This window comes from Rhodococcus sp. NPDC003383, from assembly GCF_053589115.1.
This window is the reverse complement of the sequence record NZ_JBSFRG010000008.1, coordinates 58,483-75,241: the sequence shown is the minus strand read 5'-3', so window position 1 is coordinate 75,241 and position 16,759 is coordinate 58,483. Positions and strand designations below refer to the sequence as shown.

16 protein-coding genes are annotated in these 16,759 nt (G+C 66.9%); 1 reads left to right on the top strand and 15 read right to left on the bottom strand.

Annotation, left to right across the window (positions count from 1 at the left end):
* Position 1: 1 nt before the first annotated feature.
* The 7 genes from ACWDTS_RS09855 to ACWDTS_RS09825 form a co-directional block, all read right to left on the bottom strand.
* Positions 2–682, bottom strand: coding sequence for a TetR/AcrR family transcriptional regulator (locus tag ACWDTS_RS09855; RefSeq protein ID WP_420750326.1), 681 nt, complete (start codon positions 680–682; stop codon positions 2–4).
* A gap of 70 nt (positions 683–752) precedes the next feature.
* Positions 753–1,271 (bottom strand): lipocalin-like domain-containing protein, encoded by a 519-nt coding sequence (locus tag ACWDTS_RS09850; RefSeq protein WP_420750325.1) that lies wholly within the window; start codon positions 1,269–1,271, stop codon positions 753–755.
* Positions 1,272–1,287: 16 nt separating this feature from the next.
* Entirely contained in the window at positions 1,288–2,463 is a 1,176-nt protein-coding gene (locus tag ACWDTS_RS09845) for a thiolase C-terminal domain-containing protein (RefSeq protein ID WP_420750324.1), read from the bottom strand.
* Positions 2,460–2,942 (bottom strand): Zn-ribbon domain-containing OB-fold protein, encoded by a 483-nt coding sequence (locus tag ACWDTS_RS09840; RefSeq protein ID WP_197251400.1) that lies wholly within the window; start codon positions 2,940–2,942, stop codon positions 2,460–2,462. The genes ACWDTS_RS09845 and ACWDTS_RS09840 overlap by 4 nt, the downstream gene beginning before the upstream one ends.
* 64 nt (positions 2,943–3,006) lie before the next feature.
* Positions 3,007–3,819 (bottom strand): mycofactocin-coupled SDR family oxidoreductase, encoded by an 813-nt coding sequence (locus ACWDTS_RS09835; protein ID WP_420750322.1) that lies wholly within the window; start codon positions 3,817–3,819, stop codon positions 3,007–3,009.
* Positions 3,820–3,870: 51 nt separating this feature from the next.
* The gene (locus ACWDTS_RS09830) at positions 3,871–5,058 is read right to left on the bottom strand and encodes an LLM class flavin-dependent oxidoreductase (protein WP_420750321.1); all 1,188 of its coding nucleotides are present in this window, start codon (positions 5,056–5,058) and stop codon (positions 3,871–3,873) included.
* Position 5,059: 1 nt separating this feature from the next.
* Positions 5,060–5,536, bottom strand: a complete 477-nt coding sequence (locus ACWDTS_RS09825; RefSeq protein WP_197251403.1) for a cupin domain-containing protein — start codon at positions 5,534–5,536, stop codon at positions 5,060–5,062.
* Between the two features lie 479 nt (positions 5,537–6,015).
* Between ACWDTS_RS09825 and ACWDTS_RS09820 the strand changes: the two genes are divergently transcribed.
* On the top strand, positions 6,016–7,254 hold the full coding sequence (locus tag ACWDTS_RS09820) for a cytochrome P450 (protein ID WP_420750320.1): 1,239 nt from the start codon (positions 6,016–6,018) through the stop codon (positions 7,252–7,254).
* A gap of 75 nt (positions 7,255–7,329) precedes the next feature.
* Here ACWDTS_RS09820 and ACWDTS_RS09815 read toward each other — a convergent pair whose 3' ends face one another.
* The 8 genes from ACWDTS_RS09815 to ACWDTS_RS09780 form a co-directional block, all read right to left on the bottom strand.
* Positions 7,330–9,756, bottom strand: a complete 2,427-nt coding sequence (locus tag ACWDTS_RS09815) for a CaiB/BaiF CoA transferase family protein (protein ID WP_420750319.1) — start codon at positions 9,754–9,756, stop codon at positions 7,330–7,332.
* Between the two features lie 40 nt (positions 9,757–9,796).
* Positions 9,797–11,242, bottom strand: a complete 1,446-nt coding sequence (locus ACWDTS_RS09810; RefSeq protein WP_450118048.1) for an aldehyde dehydrogenase — start codon at positions 11,240–11,242, stop codon at positions 9,797–9,799.
* 25 nt (positions 11,243–11,267) lie between these two features.
* Entirely contained in the window at positions 11,268–12,461 is a 1,194-nt protein-coding gene (locus ACWDTS_RS09805; RefSeq protein WP_450118047.1) for a thiolase C-terminal domain-containing protein, read from the bottom strand.
* Complete coding sequence (locus tag ACWDTS_RS09800) at positions 12,458–12,901, bottom strand: Zn-ribbon domain-containing OB-fold protein (protein ID WP_450118046.1); 444 nt, start codon at positions 12,899–12,901, stop codon at positions 12,458–12,460. Before ACWDTS_RS09800 ends, ACWDTS_RS09805 begins: the two co-directional genes overlap by 4 nt.
* Positions 12,898–13,215 carry a hypothetical protein gene (locus ACWDTS_RS09795; RefSeq protein WP_450118045.1) on the bottom strand — a complete coding sequence of 106 codons (318 nt, stop codon included), beginning with the start codon at positions 13,213–13,215 and terminating at the stop codon, positions 12,898–12,900. Before ACWDTS_RS09795 ends, ACWDTS_RS09800 begins: the two co-directional genes overlap by 4 nt.
* Positions 13,216–13,289: 74 nt before the next feature.
* The gene (locus tag ACWDTS_RS09790) at positions 13,290–14,777 is read right to left on the bottom strand and encodes an acetyl-CoA acetyltransferase (protein WP_450118044.1); all 1,488 of its coding nucleotides are present in this window, start codon (positions 14,775–14,777) and stop codon (positions 13,290–13,292) included.
* Positions 14,774–15,811, bottom strand: coding sequence for an LLM class F420-dependent oxidoreductase (locus ACWDTS_RS09785; protein ID WP_248675085.1), 1,038 nt, complete (start codon positions 15,809–15,811; stop codon positions 14,774–14,776). Before ACWDTS_RS09785 ends, ACWDTS_RS09790 begins: the two co-directional genes overlap by 4 nt.
* Positions 15,812–15,866: 55 nt before the next feature.
* Positions 15,867–16,682 carry an enoyl-CoA hydratase/isomerase family protein gene (locus ACWDTS_RS09780; protein WP_248675086.1) on the bottom strand — a complete coding sequence of 272 codons (816 nt, stop codon included), beginning with the start codon at positions 16,680–16,682 and terminating at the stop codon, positions 15,867–15,869.
* Between the last annotated feature and the right edge of the window lie 77 nt (positions 16,683–16,759).

Here is a 16,759-nt window from a genome sequence, read left to right as displayed (position 1 = left end):
TCTACTCCGCTCCGTCGGTAGTTCGAATTTGGCCGGGTAGTTCGATTCGGGTTCCCGGGTAGGGGTCGGCTCCGTTCGTGACGCCGGCGAGAAACCCACGGATCGTCACGACGAAGAGCTCTCGTGACGACCAGCCGTTGGCGTCCAGCGCACGGGTGAGCGTGGGGTGCCTGCGCTCGTCGACGTTCGGAAATACCTCCCTGCTGCCGACCGGGTCGCGCATGAGGTCGCCGAGCGTGGTTGCGAGAGAGATCTTCTCCAGCCCGTCCAGGATCACCACATGCAGGGACGCAGGGACGCCCCCTTCCTCGAGGATCCGGGCACACTTCTCGTAGGTGCCGGTGAGGATGTCCCGCGGAAGAAACTGCACCAGGACCAGTGCCGCATTGGGATGCCGGAGGATCGCGTCGCGGTAGTTGAGACTGAGATCGACGAACCACTCCACCCAGTGGGTGCCCGGCGGACGTTCGGGGAGAACCGCTTCCGTCATCAGCTTCTTCGCCACCTCCGTCATGAGTTCACGACGATCGGCGAAGTGGTGGTACAGCGACGAGGTCCTCACATTCAGCTGCTTGGCGACGCGGGGCAGACTGAACGCGTCCATTCCTTCGGTGTCGATGATCTCGATACTGGCTGCGACCGCCGAACTCCGACTGATCAGGGGTTTTGTCGGTCGTCCCACTGTTCCCACCTTCGATCGAACAACGAATCGGAAGCATCCGTCCGGCGCCGTTGCGTCGGGGTCGTCTGCATCATGGCGCCGGACTCGTACCAGCCCGCAGCAACGGCTCCGCCCGTCCCATCCGAGGCGCTACGCGGCGCCAGACCAACGCCGGAAACAACGTGACGGTCCGGAACACGAGCGGATCCGAGGACAGCGTCATCAGATCGCCGTCGAAGCGCACATCTCGCTTCTGGTTGTCGCCGATCCAGTTCGGGTACAGCGATACCGCCATCTCATGCCAGACCGCGGCGTTGTCCTCGTCGACGTGATAGGGGCCCGAGTACGCCAGGTACCCGCCGGCAGCCTCACCTCGCTCGCTCGTCTCACCGCTGTGTACGTTGCGCGACCGGTACGGGGTGCGGCCGGGACGCATGATCTGTGCCGACATGAATCCGTCCGCCGAGTAGACGATCAGACCGCGAGCGTCGGCTCCCAGCGGGTGGTCGACCTTCCCGTCGTCGGAGGTCGTCGAGTACTCGACGAGTTCCCAGGCCCCGACGATGCGCTCGGCGATCGACAGACCACCGATACCGGCGTCGATACTCATTCTGCTTCCTCTCCACTCACAGCACGTCACGCGTGCAGAGAAGGATCGAACTCGAGAGGGCGGCCATCGGCCCGCCGATGAACAGGGAGACCTTCGCGTCGGGCACCTGGTTGGTGGAGGTGCCACGCACCTGGCGGACGGCCTCCACAGCCAGCCCCATTCCGTTCACGAACGAATCCGCGAGGTTGCCACCGCTGGTGTTCACCGGGAGAAGCCCGTGCGGGGCCGTCAGGTTCTCGACGGTCATCACCTTGCCTGCCTCGGCTCCGGGCGGGCACAGCGAGTGATCGATCAGTGCGGCCACTCCGGAACCGCTGAAGTTCTCGTAGACCTGGGCCACGTCGACCTGGTCGGGGCCGAGTCCAGCATTTTTCCAGAGGGATTCGGCGACGCCGGAGGATCCGGAGAAGCCGGCCGAGCTGTAGTCGGGATCGTTCTCCGTGTCGGTGGCGTACCCACCCATCGCACCCTGAGCCCCGGCCAGTACGTAGGCGGGGTTCGGATGAAGCTTCTCGGCGCGGTCTGCGGCGACCAGAATCAGCGCTACGGCTCCGTCGTTCTCACGCGAGCAGTCGTAGAGACGGTACGGCTCGACGATCATCCGGGACGCTTCGTAGGCCGGCTCGTCGAGCGGGCGGCCGAACGCCGCGGCATCCGGATTCTGCTGCGCGTGGAAGTAGTCGGCGAGAACCAACGCCCTCACAGCAGATTCGGGAACACCGTCGTGGTCGAGCATCCGCCGAGTTCGCAGCGCACAGGCCTGGGCCGGTGATCCCACCCCGTGCGGGAGCATGTGACCGTCGAAATGATGCCTTGCGTATCCGAGCCTTCCGGAATCATGTTGTGCCATAGCACGATAAACGACAACACACTGTGCCTGACCCGCTGCGATGGCGACCGCCGCGTTGGTGATCGCCGCGGCGGCGCCACCGCCGCCACCACCCCAGATCATGTTGGACCATCGGATCCGATGGGACATCAGCGAGGCACCCACGACGGTCCCGTCGTTCTCGCCGCCGCCGTACGAGACGAATCCGTCGATATCGCGTGGGGAAACACCGGCATCGGCAGCTGCTTCGACGATGGCCCGCAGTGTCATCCGAAGCTCACCGTCGGGCGATTCCCCTCGCTTGTAGTGGAATTCGCTGACGCCCACTACTGCCGCCGCACCACGGAGAAATGTATCGGTCATCGCTGTGCTTCCTTCCCCGGCTCGGACGATGCGCTCACGCGGCGCCAGCGGAGCAGCGGCCAGGGCGCGTCGGACGGCTGCGCGATGACGCCCGTGACGTGGTCGCCGATGGCGATTCCGGTGTCGCCGCTCTCCGCCAGCAGACCGAGAACGCGTCGCCCTCCGGCATGGGGCAGTTCGACGAGGACGGTGATGTACGGCAGGTCGCCGGCCAGTTCGGGGACGAACGGATGCCAGGTCCGCGACCACGAGAAGACCCGCCCATGCGGTTCCACCGCGACCCAGTCCGGGTCGAACGTACTGCACCGCCCGCACATCCAGCGCGGGCCCCAGATCCAGAGGTCACACGCGGCGCATCGCTGCAATCGCAGCTCCCCTGCCCGCAGCCCCTCCCAGTAGGGCAGGTCGAGGCCGTCCGCGTACGGACCGACCAGCTCCGTGGCCGGGAACTCGCGGGTCACGCTGCCACTCGGGGTCATCGAAATCGCTCCGCTCTCGTGAAATGGCACGTCTGCTTCTGCCGCTGGGGCAGGTCACGTCCGGTCAGTGCTTGGTCAGGTATCCCGCATCGATCGGCAGGTCGATCCCGGTGACATACTTCGCGGCATCGGACACGAGCCACAGCACCGCATCCGAGATGTCCTGGGGTTCGAGCATCATGACGTCGAGCAGGTTCGTTCGGTCGTTGTGCTTCCACTTGCGCACCACGTGCGGCAGCACCTTCGACAGGCCGGTCGCCATGGGCGAGTCGACTCCGGTCGGGTTGACCGTGTTGACCCGGATGTTGTGGTCGGCGAGCTCGAACGCGAGGGTGTCCTTCAGGCCCTGAAGACCGTGCTTCGCGGCACCGTAGTGACCCCACGACGGTGAAGCACCCAATCCGTCCACCGACGAGGTGATCACGATCGATCCACCCCGACCACCCTCGATCATCACGGGCACGACGGCCTTGCAGGCCTTCCACGCGCCGGTGAGGTTGACGTCGAGCATCGTCTGCCACGCGTCGTCGTCGATCTCGATCGTCGACTCGGCATGATCGTGAATACCCGCGTTGGCCAGCAGAATGTCGATCCGGCCGAACTGCGACACGGCCAACTCCGCAACCGCCTTCATATCCGCACTGCTCCGGACATCGGCCTGCATGCCGGCGATCTCGCCCCCGGCTTCCTTGACCAACCGGATCGTCTCCTCGAGATCCTCCGGGGTCGCGAGTGCGTACTGCACCTCCTCGATCGGTGCGGCGACGTCGCACACGACGATCTTCGCGCCCGCGGCTGCAAGGGTGAGCGCGTGGGAACGTCCCTGGCCTCGTGCCCCACCGGTGATCACAGCTACTTTTCCGTCGAGTGACGTCATCGATTCTCCTGGTGTCGAAACATGGGTTCGGTGTGGGAACTTCCGGACCGGCTAGCGGGTGCTCTTCGCGCGCTCGTAGTCCTGCGTCGCCTGGCTGATGCCGGTCGCGAAACGCTCGCTGAAGCCATCTTTGCGCGCCTGCGTCCAGTGGTACGAGTTCAGGAGCGGCTCGCACGTTCCCCTGAAGTGCGGCATGACATCTCGCATGAGGATGCGGTACATGCGCGAGGTCGCCTCGGTTTCCGCCCAATCGTGCGCCGTCGCAAGGAAGGTGCCGAAACCACCTGTGCGGTCGATGATCTTGCGGATGTAGGCGATGGCGTCGTTCGCGTCGCCGATGCAGCCGTAGCCTGACTCGTTGACGCGCCGGACGAGTTCCTCGTGTGCGACCTCCTCGCCGGGTTCGATCATCTTCATCGGGGTGACGACGTGGCGGTAGTCCATGAAGTCGCGCAACCCGTATCGGGTGTCCTCTACTGCCTGTTCGAAGGTATCGGCGATATGGATGTTGCCGACGACCGCCCAATCCTTCCGATTCACCGTCTGCCCGTGCTCGTTCGCCTCACGGGTGGTGATATCCCAAGTCTGCGCGAGCAATTCGACCGATTTCGCACCGGTTCCACCGATGGACAGCAGACCGAGCCCGTACTTTCCGGCGAGCTTCGGGCCCGACGGCGACATCGCCGCTGCGACGGTGATCGGGACGCCGGGATACGAGTAGGGGCCCAGCTGGACCCGGGCATCCTCGAGCGAGAACCATTCCGTCTTCCTGTCGATCGGACCGGGCGTGGTGAGCAGTTCGAGGATGGCGTCGAGGGCTTCTTCCATCCGCGGCCGCAGGAGGTTGTAGTCCATACCCATCATCTGCGAGTCCGCCACCAGCGCGCCGGGCCCGACCCCGATGCGGATTCGGCCACGAGTCATGTGGTCCAAAAAGGTGATTCGATCGGCAACCATCAGCGGATGGTGGTAGGGAAGGGAGATGACGCCGCTGCACAGCTCGATGCGCGACGTTCGCTGCGCGGCCGCCGCGATCATCAGTTCCGGGGACGGTCCGACCTCGTATCCGCCGCTGTGATGCTCCCCGAACCACACCTGGTCGTATCCGAGTCGATCAAGCTCCTCGACGTGGCAGAGGTCCTGTTCGATCGCCATCGTAGGGTTACGCCGAGGGTTGTGATACGGCGGAAGGAACACTCCACACTTCAGTGGCGCAGCCTTCGCATTTGTCGAATTCATGTCAGGTCTCCTGTCGATAGTTGCGTGATGCGCCGCAGATGGTGACGATGGCCCGGGCCGTCCGTTCACCGCGGTTGTGCCATCGATGTTTGTTGCCGTTGACGACCACCGTGTCGCCGGCATTCAATTCGACCTCCACGCCGTCGTCGAGCTCGAGGACGAGCGAACCTTCCAGAAGCACATGGACGTCAACGGAATCGGTGCGGTGAAAACCCGGTGCGTCGTCGTCCATGACGACGATTCCGTTGTCGTTGTCGCCGATGCGCCCGGGTTCGAGGACCCAGCCGATCACCCACACTCCACCGGGATCCGGAAACCCGACGGTGTCCGGTATCGCACCGGGATCAGGAACCTCGGGAATGCCTTCGGTGCGCCAGATCGGGTCGATGCCGGCGGCGTGGATCCTGTCGATCTTCTCGTCGGCCACGAGCACCGCCGCACCGTTCCGCTCCATTGCGATCACACGTCGAAAACTCATCTCCGACCTCCGGGAGACAACTCTGTAGCGGCGCAGATTCTCGAAAAGCAGCTGCGCCGAAGGGAACTCGGGTCGATATCGGGTCCGTGCCGCCAACGCGGGCACATGAACTGTCCTACAACGGGTTTCAACCCGGTCGAACACACAAGAAGCACCACCGCACATCTCGTGCGCTACGCGACCCGCACACATCGGAGTGCTTCAGATCACATCACTCAATCTAAATGCTATCGGTTAATCGGTCAAGCGGAGCGAGCGGTTCGGCAGAATCCAGGAAATCGCGGACCCGAGACATCTACACTGTTGACCAGCGGGAAATCGCTGATCTACTTTCTTCCCAGGGGAATCGCTCTTCTTCCCAAGGCAATTCCCCTTTCATGGCAGCTCCCGCACTTGTCACCGCGCGTCCTCGGCCGACTCCCCGGAAGCCACCTCACCGAGGCGATCTCCCGGACCACTCCCCTCGCGAAGGATCACCGATGATCACGACACAGACCGATATTCCCGCTCACCTGATCACCGACTTCGATGTCTACGATCCGTCCCTGGCCGTGCCTACCGACGTCTTTCAGGAACGCGTCGCCGCATTACGCAGGCAGGGTCCGATCCTCTATTCCCCACACCACGGCGGGCACTGGGTCGTCACGAGGTACAAGGAAGCCCTCCAGATCCTCCAGGATGCAGAGACGTTCTCGAGCTTCCCGAACAATCTACTCAATGCCGCACAGGGCAAATTCCTACCGCTCGAACTCGACCCGCCCGAACACAGCTACTACCGGCAGGCCTTGCAGCCACTGTTCAGCCCCAAACGTATGAAGGCGCTCGAACCCGAGATCCGAAGAATCATCAGCGAGCTGATCGACCGGTTCGCGCACAAGGGCGAATGCGAGTTCATCGCCGAGTTCGCACACGAATTGCCGACTCGAATCTTCCTTGCTCTCATGGGGTGGCCATTGGGCGACGCACCGCAGTTCACGGAGTGGACGGACATCACGCTGCAAGGCATCCCCGGTGCGACCGAAGAGGAATCCGCCGCGGCCCGCGCGAAGGCCGCCGCCGAAATCTACGAGTACTTCGGGCGGGTCGTTGCGCAGGTCCGATCCGGCGAAGACCGTTCCGAAACCCTCACGGCGCAGATCATCAACACCCCTCTCGACATCCAAGACACACCCCGGCCACTCTCCGACGAGGAGCTGTGCCGAATGTTCTTCCTGCTTCTGGTCGCGGGGCTGCATACCGTCCAAGGCGCTCTCGCGTGGGGACTGATCCACCTGTCGCGCAATCCCGAGCAGCGCGAGGCGATCGTCGACGACCCGACGCTGATCCCGTCGGCGGTGGAGGAGATTCTGCGCATCGAGACCGCGACGAGCGCCGGCCGGCGCGCAACCCGCGACGTTCGGATCGGCGGTGTCTCCGTCAAGGCCGGCGATCAACTACTGGTGGTGATGACCGCCGCCAATCGTGACGACGACGAGTTCGACAGCCCGGACGAGCTTCGCATCGAGAGACATCCCAATCGTCACATCGGATTCGGTGCCGGTCCTCATCGCTGCCTCGGCTCCCACCTCGCGCGGCTCGAGCTGACGCTGGCCCTCGAAGAGATCCACTCGAGGATTCCCGACTACGCCCTCGTCCCGGGTGATCCCGCCGTCTTCCATTCGTCACAGGTCCGGGGCTGCGCGAAGCTTCCGATCACGTTCACGCCGTCGACGCGCTGAGATCCGCCGGGCCGCCGACGGGTCCGCAACGACGAAGGTCCCCGGAGGAAAACTCCGGGGACCTTCGGGCTTGCGTCACACTGTGGAGGGAACCGGCGACAGCGCCGGATCGTCGGCGGGGGGCTGCAGCACCCTGTCACGCACGAGCGCGTCGATCTCGGGCGTGCTCAGGCCGAGCACGGTCTCGCAGATCTCCCGCGTCTGCTGTCCGGGCGCCGGCGCCTGCCGCAGCGGCCAGGCCGGCAACGCCGAGAAGTGCGCCACCTGCTTCGCCGTCGGCAGCGAGGCCGGCAACAACTCGTGGGTGAGTTCGGTGTACGCACCGCGGGCGACGAGCTGCGGATTCGTCAGCAACTCCGGCAACCGGACCATCGCCCCAGCGGGGATGCCGACTGCCTGCAACGCCTCCATCGCCTCGGTCGGCGTGCGCAGCGCCATCCACTGCGCGAGAACCTCGTCGACCTCGGCCCGATTCTCGATCCTGCGCTCGGCGGTCGCGAAACGCGGGTCGTCGGCCAGCTCGGACCGTCCGAGGACCTCGCACAGCCGGACCCAGTCCTCGTCACCGCGGACGGTGACGGCACACCACTCGTCGTCACCCGCGCACGAGTACACCCCGGACGGCGCCGAGTACGGATCCGAATTGCCCGGTGCGTGAATCGATCCCGGCTCGAGGTACTCCGCGACGAGTTGATTGGCCAGCTGCACGATCGCGACATCGGCCTGCGCGACCTCGATCGCGGCGCCGCGCCCGGTACGAAGCCGGTTGATCAGCGCGGCGAGGATCGTGGTCGCGGCGACCTGTCCGGCGATGTGATCGGGGTAGACGGTGGAGCCGTCGCACAGCCCGTCGGAGGCGTCCGAGTACCGCCAGAGCGCCGAGACACCGCAGGCCGCCCGCACCAGCGGCCCGTAGCCGAGGCGCTTGTTCCACGGTCCGACGCTGCCGAACGCGCTGCTCTCGGAGACGATGATGCGCGGGTTGATCGCGGCGAGCTCGTCGTACGACAGGCCCATCGCGGCGAGGGTGCCGGGCTTGAAGTTGGCGAGCACGAGGTCCGCCTCGGCGGCGAGCTTCTTGAAGATGCGGATGCCTTCGGGGCTGCGCAGGTTCAGCCCGAGGCTGCGCCGGTTGCGGTGGCCCCACGCCACGGACGCGGCCAGAGCGGCGCCGCGCTTGGACTGGCGCAGGCCGTCCGGGAAGTTCGAGTTCTCGATCTTGATGACATCGGCGCCGTTGTCCGCGAACTGACGCCCGAGTTCCGCGCCGAACACGACGACACCCATGTCGAGAACCCGCAGGCCCTCGAACGGGCGTGTGCCCGGTTCGCGGCGCGGCGCGGGGATCGGGTCACGCGCATCGTCGGTGGCCCCGAAGACCTTTTCGTTGTGTTCACCGGGTTCCGGTGCGCGAGTGCGGATTCCGGCCCGCTCGTCGTTGATCTTCGCGTAACCGGACGGAACCCGTGCGGTCAGGCCGGGCGCGATCTCGGTGTCGACGAAGGTGCCGGACGCGTCGAAGTGCTCGGTCGTCAGCACCTCGGCGACGGTGTTGAGCCCACCGATCGGGATACCGCGGGCAGCGCCTTCGGCGACGAGTTGGTCGCGGGTGTAGGTGCTGAACAGCTGCTCGATGAGGGGGTTGAGGCGATCGGACGCGGCGAACCGGGCGGGGATCGTGTCGTACTTCGGATCCGCGAATTCCTCGGGCTCACCGAGCCATTCGAACATCGCCCGCCACTGGCGCTTGGCGAGCAGGCAGATGCGCACCTGACCGTCGCCACACCGGTAGACCGGATAGAAGTTGGCGGCGTCGGGCCGGCCCCGCGGGAAGTCCTCGGAGCGGCCGGCGGCAGCGGACCCCTGCACACCGAAGCCGGGATCGAAGCCGTGCGTGACGACCTCGAACGCCGAGACGTCGACGGTCTGCCCCCGTCCGGTGTGCAGGCGGTCGAAGTAGGCGAGCAGAGCCGACCACGCCGTGTGCACGGCCACCGACTCGTCGATCAGGCCGTTGGGTGGCAGCAGCGGCTCCTCCCCCGGTTCACCGGACCGCGACAGCACGCCGCTGAGCGCGTAGAGAACCTGCTCGGTCGCCGCCCAGTCGCGGTACGGACCGTCCTGCCCGAAACCGGTGATCGACACGGCCACGAGCGCGGGATTGATCCGGCACAGATCCTCGGCGCCGATGCCCCGCGCCGCCAGGAAGCCCGGCGCGAACGAGTCGAGGAGAATGTCCGATCGCCGTGCCAATGCGCGCAGCCGGTCCCGGTCCTGTTCGTCGTCGAGGTCGAGGACGACACCGAGCTTGTTCGCGTTGCGCAGCGCGAACGGAACACTCACTCCGTTCCGGACCGGCTGCGCCGATCGCCCGGCCGATCCGCCGGGAAGTTCGACCCGGACGACCTCGGCCCCGAGGTCGGCGAGAAACCTGCCTGCGGCGTCGCCGAATCCGTCCGTCAGTTCCAGTACCCGGACACCCTGCAGTGGAAGTGCCATCATGTGCTCCAAAGTGTGTGCTTGCCGCGAGATCCCGCGCGCATCAGCGAGTTCCGAAGTACACCGACTTCGCGTTGAAGTACGGCGCCAGTCCCTCGGGTCCGAGCTCGCGGCCCAGCCCCGACGACTTGACGCCGCCGAACGGCGCCGCGAGATCCAGGGCGTAGTAGTTGACTCCGACGGTGCCGCTGTGGATGCGTGCGGCCAGGTCGAGGCCGTGCTGTTCGTCGGTGGTCCAGACCGTGCCGCCGAGGCCGTATTCCGAGTCGTTGGCGATCGACACCGCTTCGTCCTCGTCGCCGTACGGGGTGATGGTCAGGACCGGGCCGAAGATCTCCTCCTGCGCGATGCGCGCGGAGTTGTCGACATCGGTGAACACGGTCGGCTCGACGAACCAGCCCACGGACTGCGACGCGGGGCGCCCGCCACCGGTGGTGATGCGGTAGCCGTCGGCGCGGCCGGCCTCGATGTAGCCGAGCACGCGCTCGCGCTGCGCCGCCGACACCAGCGGCCCGATGTTCGTCGCCTTGTCGAGCGGATCGCCGACGGTCAGCGCCCGCACCGTCTCGGTGACCGCCTCGACCACCTCGGCGTACCGCGAGCGCGGCGCGAGGATCCGGGTGCTCGCGTGGCAGGTCTGGCCGTTGTTCACCAGCGACACCTCGAGCAGGTTCTGCGCGAGCACGTCGAGGTCGGCCTGCTCGGTGACGATCGCCGCGGACTTGCCGCCCAGTTCGAGGGTGACCGGGCGCAGCAGCCGGCCGCAGACTTCGCCGATCGCGCGGCCCGCGGCCGTGGACCCGGTGAACGCCACCTTGTCGACGCCGGGGTGCGAGACCAGGTAGGCACCGGCTTCCCGGCCGGCGGGGACGACGTTGAGCACGCCCTCGGGCAGCCCGGCCTCCACGGCGGCGTCGGCGAAGGCGAACGCGTCGAGCGCGGTCTCGGGTGCCGGCTTGAGGACCACCGTGCATCCCGCCGCGAGCGCGGGGGCGAGTTTCATCGCCGCCAGCGGCTGCGGGTAGTTCCACGGCGTGATCGCCGCGACCACACCGACGGGTTCGCGGCGCACGACGGTCCGGCCGCCGAATGCGCTCGGCCGCACGTCCTCGGTGGCCGCGTCGCGGATCAGGCCGGCGTAGTACGAGAACATCGCCGCGGGGCCGAAGCCGTTGACTCCGTTCGACAGTGCGATCGGCATGCCGTTCTCGCGGGTCACCAGCCGGGCGGTGTCGCGGCCCCGGGCCTTCAGCGCTGCGGCGAACCGGTCGAGCAGGTCGGCACGTTCGGCGTTGGTCAGCGCGGCCCACGGGCCGGTCAGCGCGGCGCGGGCGGACGCGACCGCCTCGTCGATGTCGGCCTCGGATGCCAGGGCCGACGTACCGAGCACCTTCTCGGTGGCCGCCTCGATGACGTCGGTGGTGGCACCGGACTTCGGCGCGACCCACCGGCCGCCGATGAACAGTTCGTTCCTGTCCAGGTCGTTCATGTCGTGCCTTTCGCGGGGGTGACGGTCAGAGCGTGTCTTCGTGGCCGAACAGCACCGAGCTCACGAGCGGCGCCATCGGGCCGCCGATGAACAGCGACGTCTTCGCGTTCGCCACCGGATTGGTCGAGGTGCCGCGGATCTGGCGGACCGCTTCGACCGCGAGGTTCAGGCCGTTGACGAACGAGTCGGCGAGGTTGCCGCCGCTGGTGTTGATCGGGAGTTTGCCGCCCGGTGCGGTGAGGTTCTCGACCGTCATGAACGTGCCGGCCGCTTCCCCCGGAGGGCACAGGCCGTGATCGATCAGCGCGGCCACTGCGGGGCCGCTGAAGTTCTCGTACACCTGCACGACGTCGACGTCGTCGGGACCCAATCCGGCTCCGGCCCAGAGTCGTTGTGCAACACCGGGTTTTCCGTTGTTGGCGGGACCGAATCCGGCGGACATGTACTGCTCGCCCAGGTCGTTGTCGATCAGCTCGGAGAAGCCGCCGGGTGCCCCCTGCGCACCGGCGAGCAGGTAGGCAGGATCGGGGCGCAGCGTCTTGGCGCGTTCGGCCGAGACGAGCACGAGGGCGACCGCGCCGTCGCTTTCCCGGGAGCAGTCGAACAGGTGGAACGGTTCGGCGATCAACCGGGACTTCTCGTAGGTGTCCTCGTCGAGGGGCCGGCCGTAACCCTGTGCGGTCGGGTTGTTCTGCGCGTGCTGGTACGCGGCGAGCACCAGCGCGCGCATCGCGCTGCGCGGCACGCCGCCGTGCTCGAGCATCCGCTGGGTGCGCATCGCGCAGATCTGTGCGGGCGAGCCGATGCCGTGGGCCAGGAAGTGGCTTCCGTAGTGGTACTTCGCATACCCGAGCCGGCCCGTGTCCTCCTGCGACATGGCGCGGTACACCACGACGCACTCGGCCTGGCCGGTGGCGATCGCGGCAGCGGCGTTCGTGATCGCGGCGGCGACACTGCCACCGCCACCGCCCCACATCATGTTCGACCAGCGGAGTTCGTCGATCAGCAGCGCGCCGCCGATGATGGCGCCGTCGTTGGGACCGCCCGCGTAGGAGACGAAGCCGTCGATCTCGCGGGGGTTGACGCCCGCGTCGGCGCACGCTTCGAGAATGACCTCGAGGGTCATCCGCTTCTCGCTGTGCGGTGCCTCGCCGCGGCGATAGTGCTGTTCGGCGACGCCGACGACCGCAGCGGCCCCGCGCATGTTGCCCGCGCTCATCGCTGTTCTCCTTCTTCGGTCGTGCCGGTGCGACGCCAGCGCAGCAACGGCCAGGTCGCGCCCTCGGTGTGCTCGAACACCCCGACGACGCGGTCGCCGATCTCGGGGTTCGCGTCGATGTCGTCGGTGAGGATGCCCAGTACCCGGCGGCCGCCGGCGTGGGGCAGCTCGACGAGCACCGTCACGTAGGGAAGCTTGTCGGCATATTCGTCCATGTAGGGGTACCAGCTGCGATTCCAGCTGTAGACGGTACCGACGGGTTCCACTGTCTCCCAGCCGATGTCGAAGCCGTGGCAGGTGCCGCAGATGGCCTGCGGGCCCCAGATCCAGGTGCTGCACCCGGTGCAGCGCTGCAGCCGCAGCTCACCTTCGAGGAGACCTTCCCAGTAGGGCTTGTCGAGCCCGTCGGGAGCGGGCCCCCATGGTTCGGTCGTCGTCATGCGTTCGCGTCCGTTCCTGTCGGAAAGTTCTCGAGTTTCGCGGCCAGCCACCGTCCGTCGTGGAGTTCCCAGATGGAGCGCAGCCCGATCGAGCGGTCGCCCATGTCGTAGACGGTCTCGCCCACCATGAGGTCGCCCTCGGCACGCACGTCCTTGATCTCGAAACCCTGGGCGGCCGCGCGCGGGGCGTCGACGCCGTCGAAGACCTGCGGAATGTTCTCCTGCACCATGTCGGCCAGGGCGGCCTTCATGTTTCCGGCGACGACGTAGCCCACGTGCTGTTCGTACAGGGCGCGGAAGTCTTCGACAGACATTGTGAACTCCTCGCTTTCGTGACACGAGACCGTCGTGTCAGTGGCATTAACCTTATGTCTTTAGATAAAAGCCGTCAACGTCGGGCGAAGCGGAACTGCCCGTCCTCCGAGACGACGACCTGCCGGCCTGCGACATCGTCCTCGACGAGACGCGCGAGATCGTCGGCGTCCGTGGTCGCGGCAAGCGTCCGCTCACCCCCGGCGGTGCGGGCTGCGAGGAAACCGCGCTCCGGGGCGCCGTCGCGGCCGTACACCACCGTCCACGACTCCACCGACGCTGTGCCCGCACAGGACAGCAGCGCCTTCGTCGTGGGGAGCGCATCGACCTCGGCCTGCACATCCAGACGACGGAAGCCGCCGGCCGGCGGTTCGGACCGGTACACGCCCATCGCGTGTTTGGTCAGGTACCCGCTGTTGGCGGTGACCAGGCCGTACGAGCCGGGAGACTCGCGCAGCCGCGCCGCCATCGTCGCGATCGAGTGGCTGACGTAGTTGTTCCACGGTCCGCCGCCGAACGTCAGGCCACCGGTGACGGTGAGGGGCCGGCCCGGGTCGTCCAGGGCGAGACCGAGTTCGTTCGCCGCGACCTGCACCGCCGAGGGGAAACACGAGTACACGTCCACGTGCGCGACGTCGTCGAGCCCGATCCCCGCGAGCTCGAGGGCCCGCGCGCCCGCGATGCGGATCGCCGGGGACCGGTCGAGCGCACCGCGTTCGGCGATCGCGTAGGTGTCGTGCGATTCGGTGCCGGACTGCGGAAAGACCCAGCGCTCCTGCGGAATTCCGAACCGGGTGGCGGTCTCCACCGAGCACAGCAGCAGCACCGCGCTCTGATCGACCATGTTGTTCGAGTTCAGCAGCTTCGTGTAGGGCGTGGAGATCATCCGGTTGTCGGGCGACGGGGTCGCGATCTCCGCGGCGGTGTACTCGCGCTGCACCCAGGCGTTCGGGTTCGTCGCCGCGATCTTGCTGAACTGCGACCACAACCCGCCGATGAAGTCCTGGTGCTCCGCGACCGAGCGCCCCGCCGACACGCGCAGCGCCTGCTCGAACAGCGGATAGACGTACGACGGCCGGTCCAGACCGATCCGGCGTTCGCTCTCGTCGGCCATCGGCACGTCGGTGACCATGATTTCGGCGGCCGGCACCGACTCGTCCTGCACCGTCCATTCCGGGCGCTGCTTCTGCGCGCGCAACTTCGTTCGGGTGCGCCAGGATTCGGCACCACCGATGAGCACGACGTCGGCACGCCCTGTGGCGATGTCCTCGGCGGCACCGTTGACGAGGACCTGCGGCGTGCTGCCCCCGTTGCCCGAGTAACCGGTGTGCCGGACGGTCGCGCCGATGCGCTCCCCGACGAGCGCACCCGGATCCCGGTAGCGCCAGGACAGCAACCCGACCACACGGACCGAATCGACGAGCTCGAGCAGTCGCGCCGAACCGGCATCGTCGGCCGCCGCGCGTGCGGCACGCACCATCAGATCGACGGGTTCGATGCCACCGTCGCGCTCGTTGACCTGGCCGACGCCGACCAGGATGGGGGTTCTCGGATCCAGACTCACGACTGCACTGCCTCCAGAATGCGCTTACGGTTCTCCGGCTTCGGCCACCCACCGAGGATGAGGGTGGTGAGACACGTCGGCTTCCACTTGGTTTCGATCTCTTCGATGATCTTGTCCGCGGGACCGACGAGCGCGACGTCCTCGACCATCTCGGTGGGCACGGCCTGCGCGGCGAGATCGGCCCGCCCGCTCAGGTACAGCTCCTGGATCTCGGCACAGACCTCGCCCCAGCCCATGCGCGCGAACACGTCGTTGTGGAAGTTCGCGCCCTTGGCGCCCATGCCGCCCGCATACAGGGCGACCGTCGGCTTGAGCCGGGACGCGGCCTTCTCCACATCGTCGTTCTCGACGAGCCAGCACACGTTCGCGACCTCGAAGTCGTCGGCCGTGTGGCGTGCGCCTTCCCGGGCGAACCCCTCGGCGAGTGCCTTGCGGTAGAACTCGTCGCTCTTGGGCGAGAACCACAGCGGTGTCCAGCCGTCGGCGATCTCGGCGGCCAGCGCCACGTTCTTCGGTCCCTCGGCGCCCATGTAGACGGGAATGTCGTTGCGCAGCGGGTGCACGATCGACTTGAGCGGCTTCCCCAGTCCCGTTCCGCCTTGCAGGGGAAGCTGATAGTGCCGTCCCGAGTAGGTCACCGGTTCGTCCCGCGCCCACACCTGGCGCATGATCTCGATGTATTCGCGGGTGCGTTCGAGGGGCCGCGGGTACGGCTGCCCGTACCAGCCTTCGACGACCTGCGGTCCCGAGGCGCCGATACCGATGATCACGCGGCCGCCGCTGAGGTGGTCGAGGGTCTGCGCAGCCATCGCCAGCGCCGTCGGTGTGCGGGCGGACATCTGGCACACCGAGGTGCCCAGCTTGATCGTCGACGTCTGCGCGCCCCACCACGCCAGCGGCGTCAGCGCGTCGGACCCGTACGTTTCGGCGGTCCAGAAGCTGTCGACCCCGAGCGTCTCGGCCTCGGCGAGCATCCGCTCGACGTGCCGCGGCGGGCCCGACCCCCAATAACCTGCGGCGATTCCTACTCTCATGCTGCCTCGCTACTTCTGCTACGTGTGTTCTGGTCGAGCCGGCGTCGGCCGATGGTCAGTGGTTTCGGAACTCGGGGGGACGCTTCTCGAGGAAGGAGACGACGGCCTCCCTGTGGTCCCGGGTCAGCGAGCTGAGGATCTGGGTGCGGTTCTCGAGGTCGATCGCGGCACGCATGCTGGGCACCTCGAGGTTCGACCACATGACCTCCTTGGTCATCCACACCCCGAACGGGCTGTTCTGCGCGATGGCCTCGGCGGTGTCCAACGCGACGTCGAGCAGTGCGTCGGCAGGTTCGACGGACGAGACGAGGCCGATGCGTTCGGCCTCGCCGGCGTCGATCGAACGGCCGGTGAGCATGATCTGCGCGGCCCGGGAGAACCCGATCATGCGGGGCAGCAGCCAGCTCATGCCGATATCGCAATTGGACAGGCCGCGGCGGATGAACGCGGCGTGGAACACCGCGGATTCCGACGCGATACGAATGTCGGCCATCAGTGCGAGCGACATGCCGCCGCCCGCCGCAGCCCCGTTGACCGCGGCGATGACCGGCGGCCGCGCGCTGCGGAAGTCGTCGACGAGACCCGCGATGTGCTTCTGCACGCGCAGTCCGAGTTGCGCACGCCCCTCACCCTCCGTGGTGCCCGACGGCGTTCCGTATCCGCGCAGGTCCAGCCCGGCGCAGAAGGCCCGGCCTTCGCCGGTGAGGACGATCGCGCGGGTGGTCGAATCGTCGCGAACCTCGGCGAGCACCTCGTGCAACGCGTCGATGAGGTCGACGTTCATGGCATTCAGCTCGTCGGGGCGATTCAGCCGGATCACGAGCACACCTGGCCGCGGTCGCTCGGTCAGGATCGGTTTCACATCGGACATATGACTCTCCAAGGGACTGAGTGCTCGACACACGCAGGCTAATGGCTTTAGATTAAAAGCTCAAGGAAACCGCGCAC

Excerpts from the sequence above, each read along its gene's own strand:
- ACWDTS_RS09850 (WP_420750325.1), bottom strand. The coding sequence starts at position 1,271 with ATGAGTATCGACGCCGGTATCGGTGGTCTGTCGATCGCCGAGCGCATC.
- ACWDTS_RS09845 (WP_420750324.1), bottom strand. The coding sequence starts at position 2,463 with ATGACCGATACATTTCTCCGTGGTGCGGCGGCAGTAGTGGGCGTCAGC.
- ACWDTS_RS09840 (WP_197251400.1), bottom strand. The coding sequence starts at position 2,942 with ATGACCCCGAGTGGCAGCGTGACCCGCGAGTTCCCGGCCACGGAGCTG.
- ACWDTS_RS09835 (WP_420750322.1), bottom strand. The coding sequence starts at position 3,819 with ATGACGTCACTCGACGGAAAAGTAGCTGTGATCACCGGTGGGGCACGA.
- ACWDTS_RS09830 (WP_420750321.1), bottom strand. The coding sequence starts at position 5,058 with ATGAATTCGACAAATGCGAAGGCTGCGCCACTGAAGTGTGGAGTGTTC.
- ACWDTS_RS09825 (WP_197251403.1), bottom strand. The coding sequence starts at position 5,536 with ATGAGTTTTCGACGTGTGATCGCAATGGAGCGGAACGGTGCGGCGGTG.
- ACWDTS_RS09820 (WP_420750320.1), top strand. The coding sequence starts at position 6,016 with ATGATCACGACACAGACCGATATTCCCGCTCACCTGATCACCGACTTC.
- ACWDTS_RS09815 (WP_420750319.1), bottom strand. The coding sequence starts at position 9,756 with ATGATGGCACTTCCACTGCAGGGTGTCCGGGTACTGGAACTGACGGAC.
- ACWDTS_RS09810 (WP_450118048.1), bottom strand. The coding sequence starts at position 11,242 with ATGAACGACCTGGACAGGAACGAACTGTTCATCGGCGGCCGGTGGGTC.
- ACWDTS_RS09805 (WP_450118047.1), bottom strand. The coding sequence starts at position 12,461 with ATGAGCGCGGGCAACATGCGCGGGGCCGCTGCGGTCGTCGGCGTCGCC.
- ACWDTS_RS09800 (WP_450118046.1), bottom strand. The coding sequence starts at position 12,901 with ATGACGACGACCGAACCATGGGGGCCCGCTCCCGACGGGCTCGACAAG.
- ACWDTS_RS09795 (WP_450118045.1), bottom strand. The coding sequence starts at position 13,215 with ATGTCTGTCGAAGACTTCCGCGCCCTGTACGAACAGCACGTGGGCTAC.
- ACWDTS_RS09785 (WP_248675085.1), bottom strand. The coding sequence starts at position 15,811 with ATGAGAGTAGGAATCGCCGCAGGTTATTGGGGGTCGGGCCCGCCGCGG.
- ACWDTS_RS09780 (WP_248675086.1), bottom strand. The coding sequence starts at position 16,682 with ATGTCCGATGTGAAACCGATCCTGACCGAGCGACCGCGGCCAGGTGTG.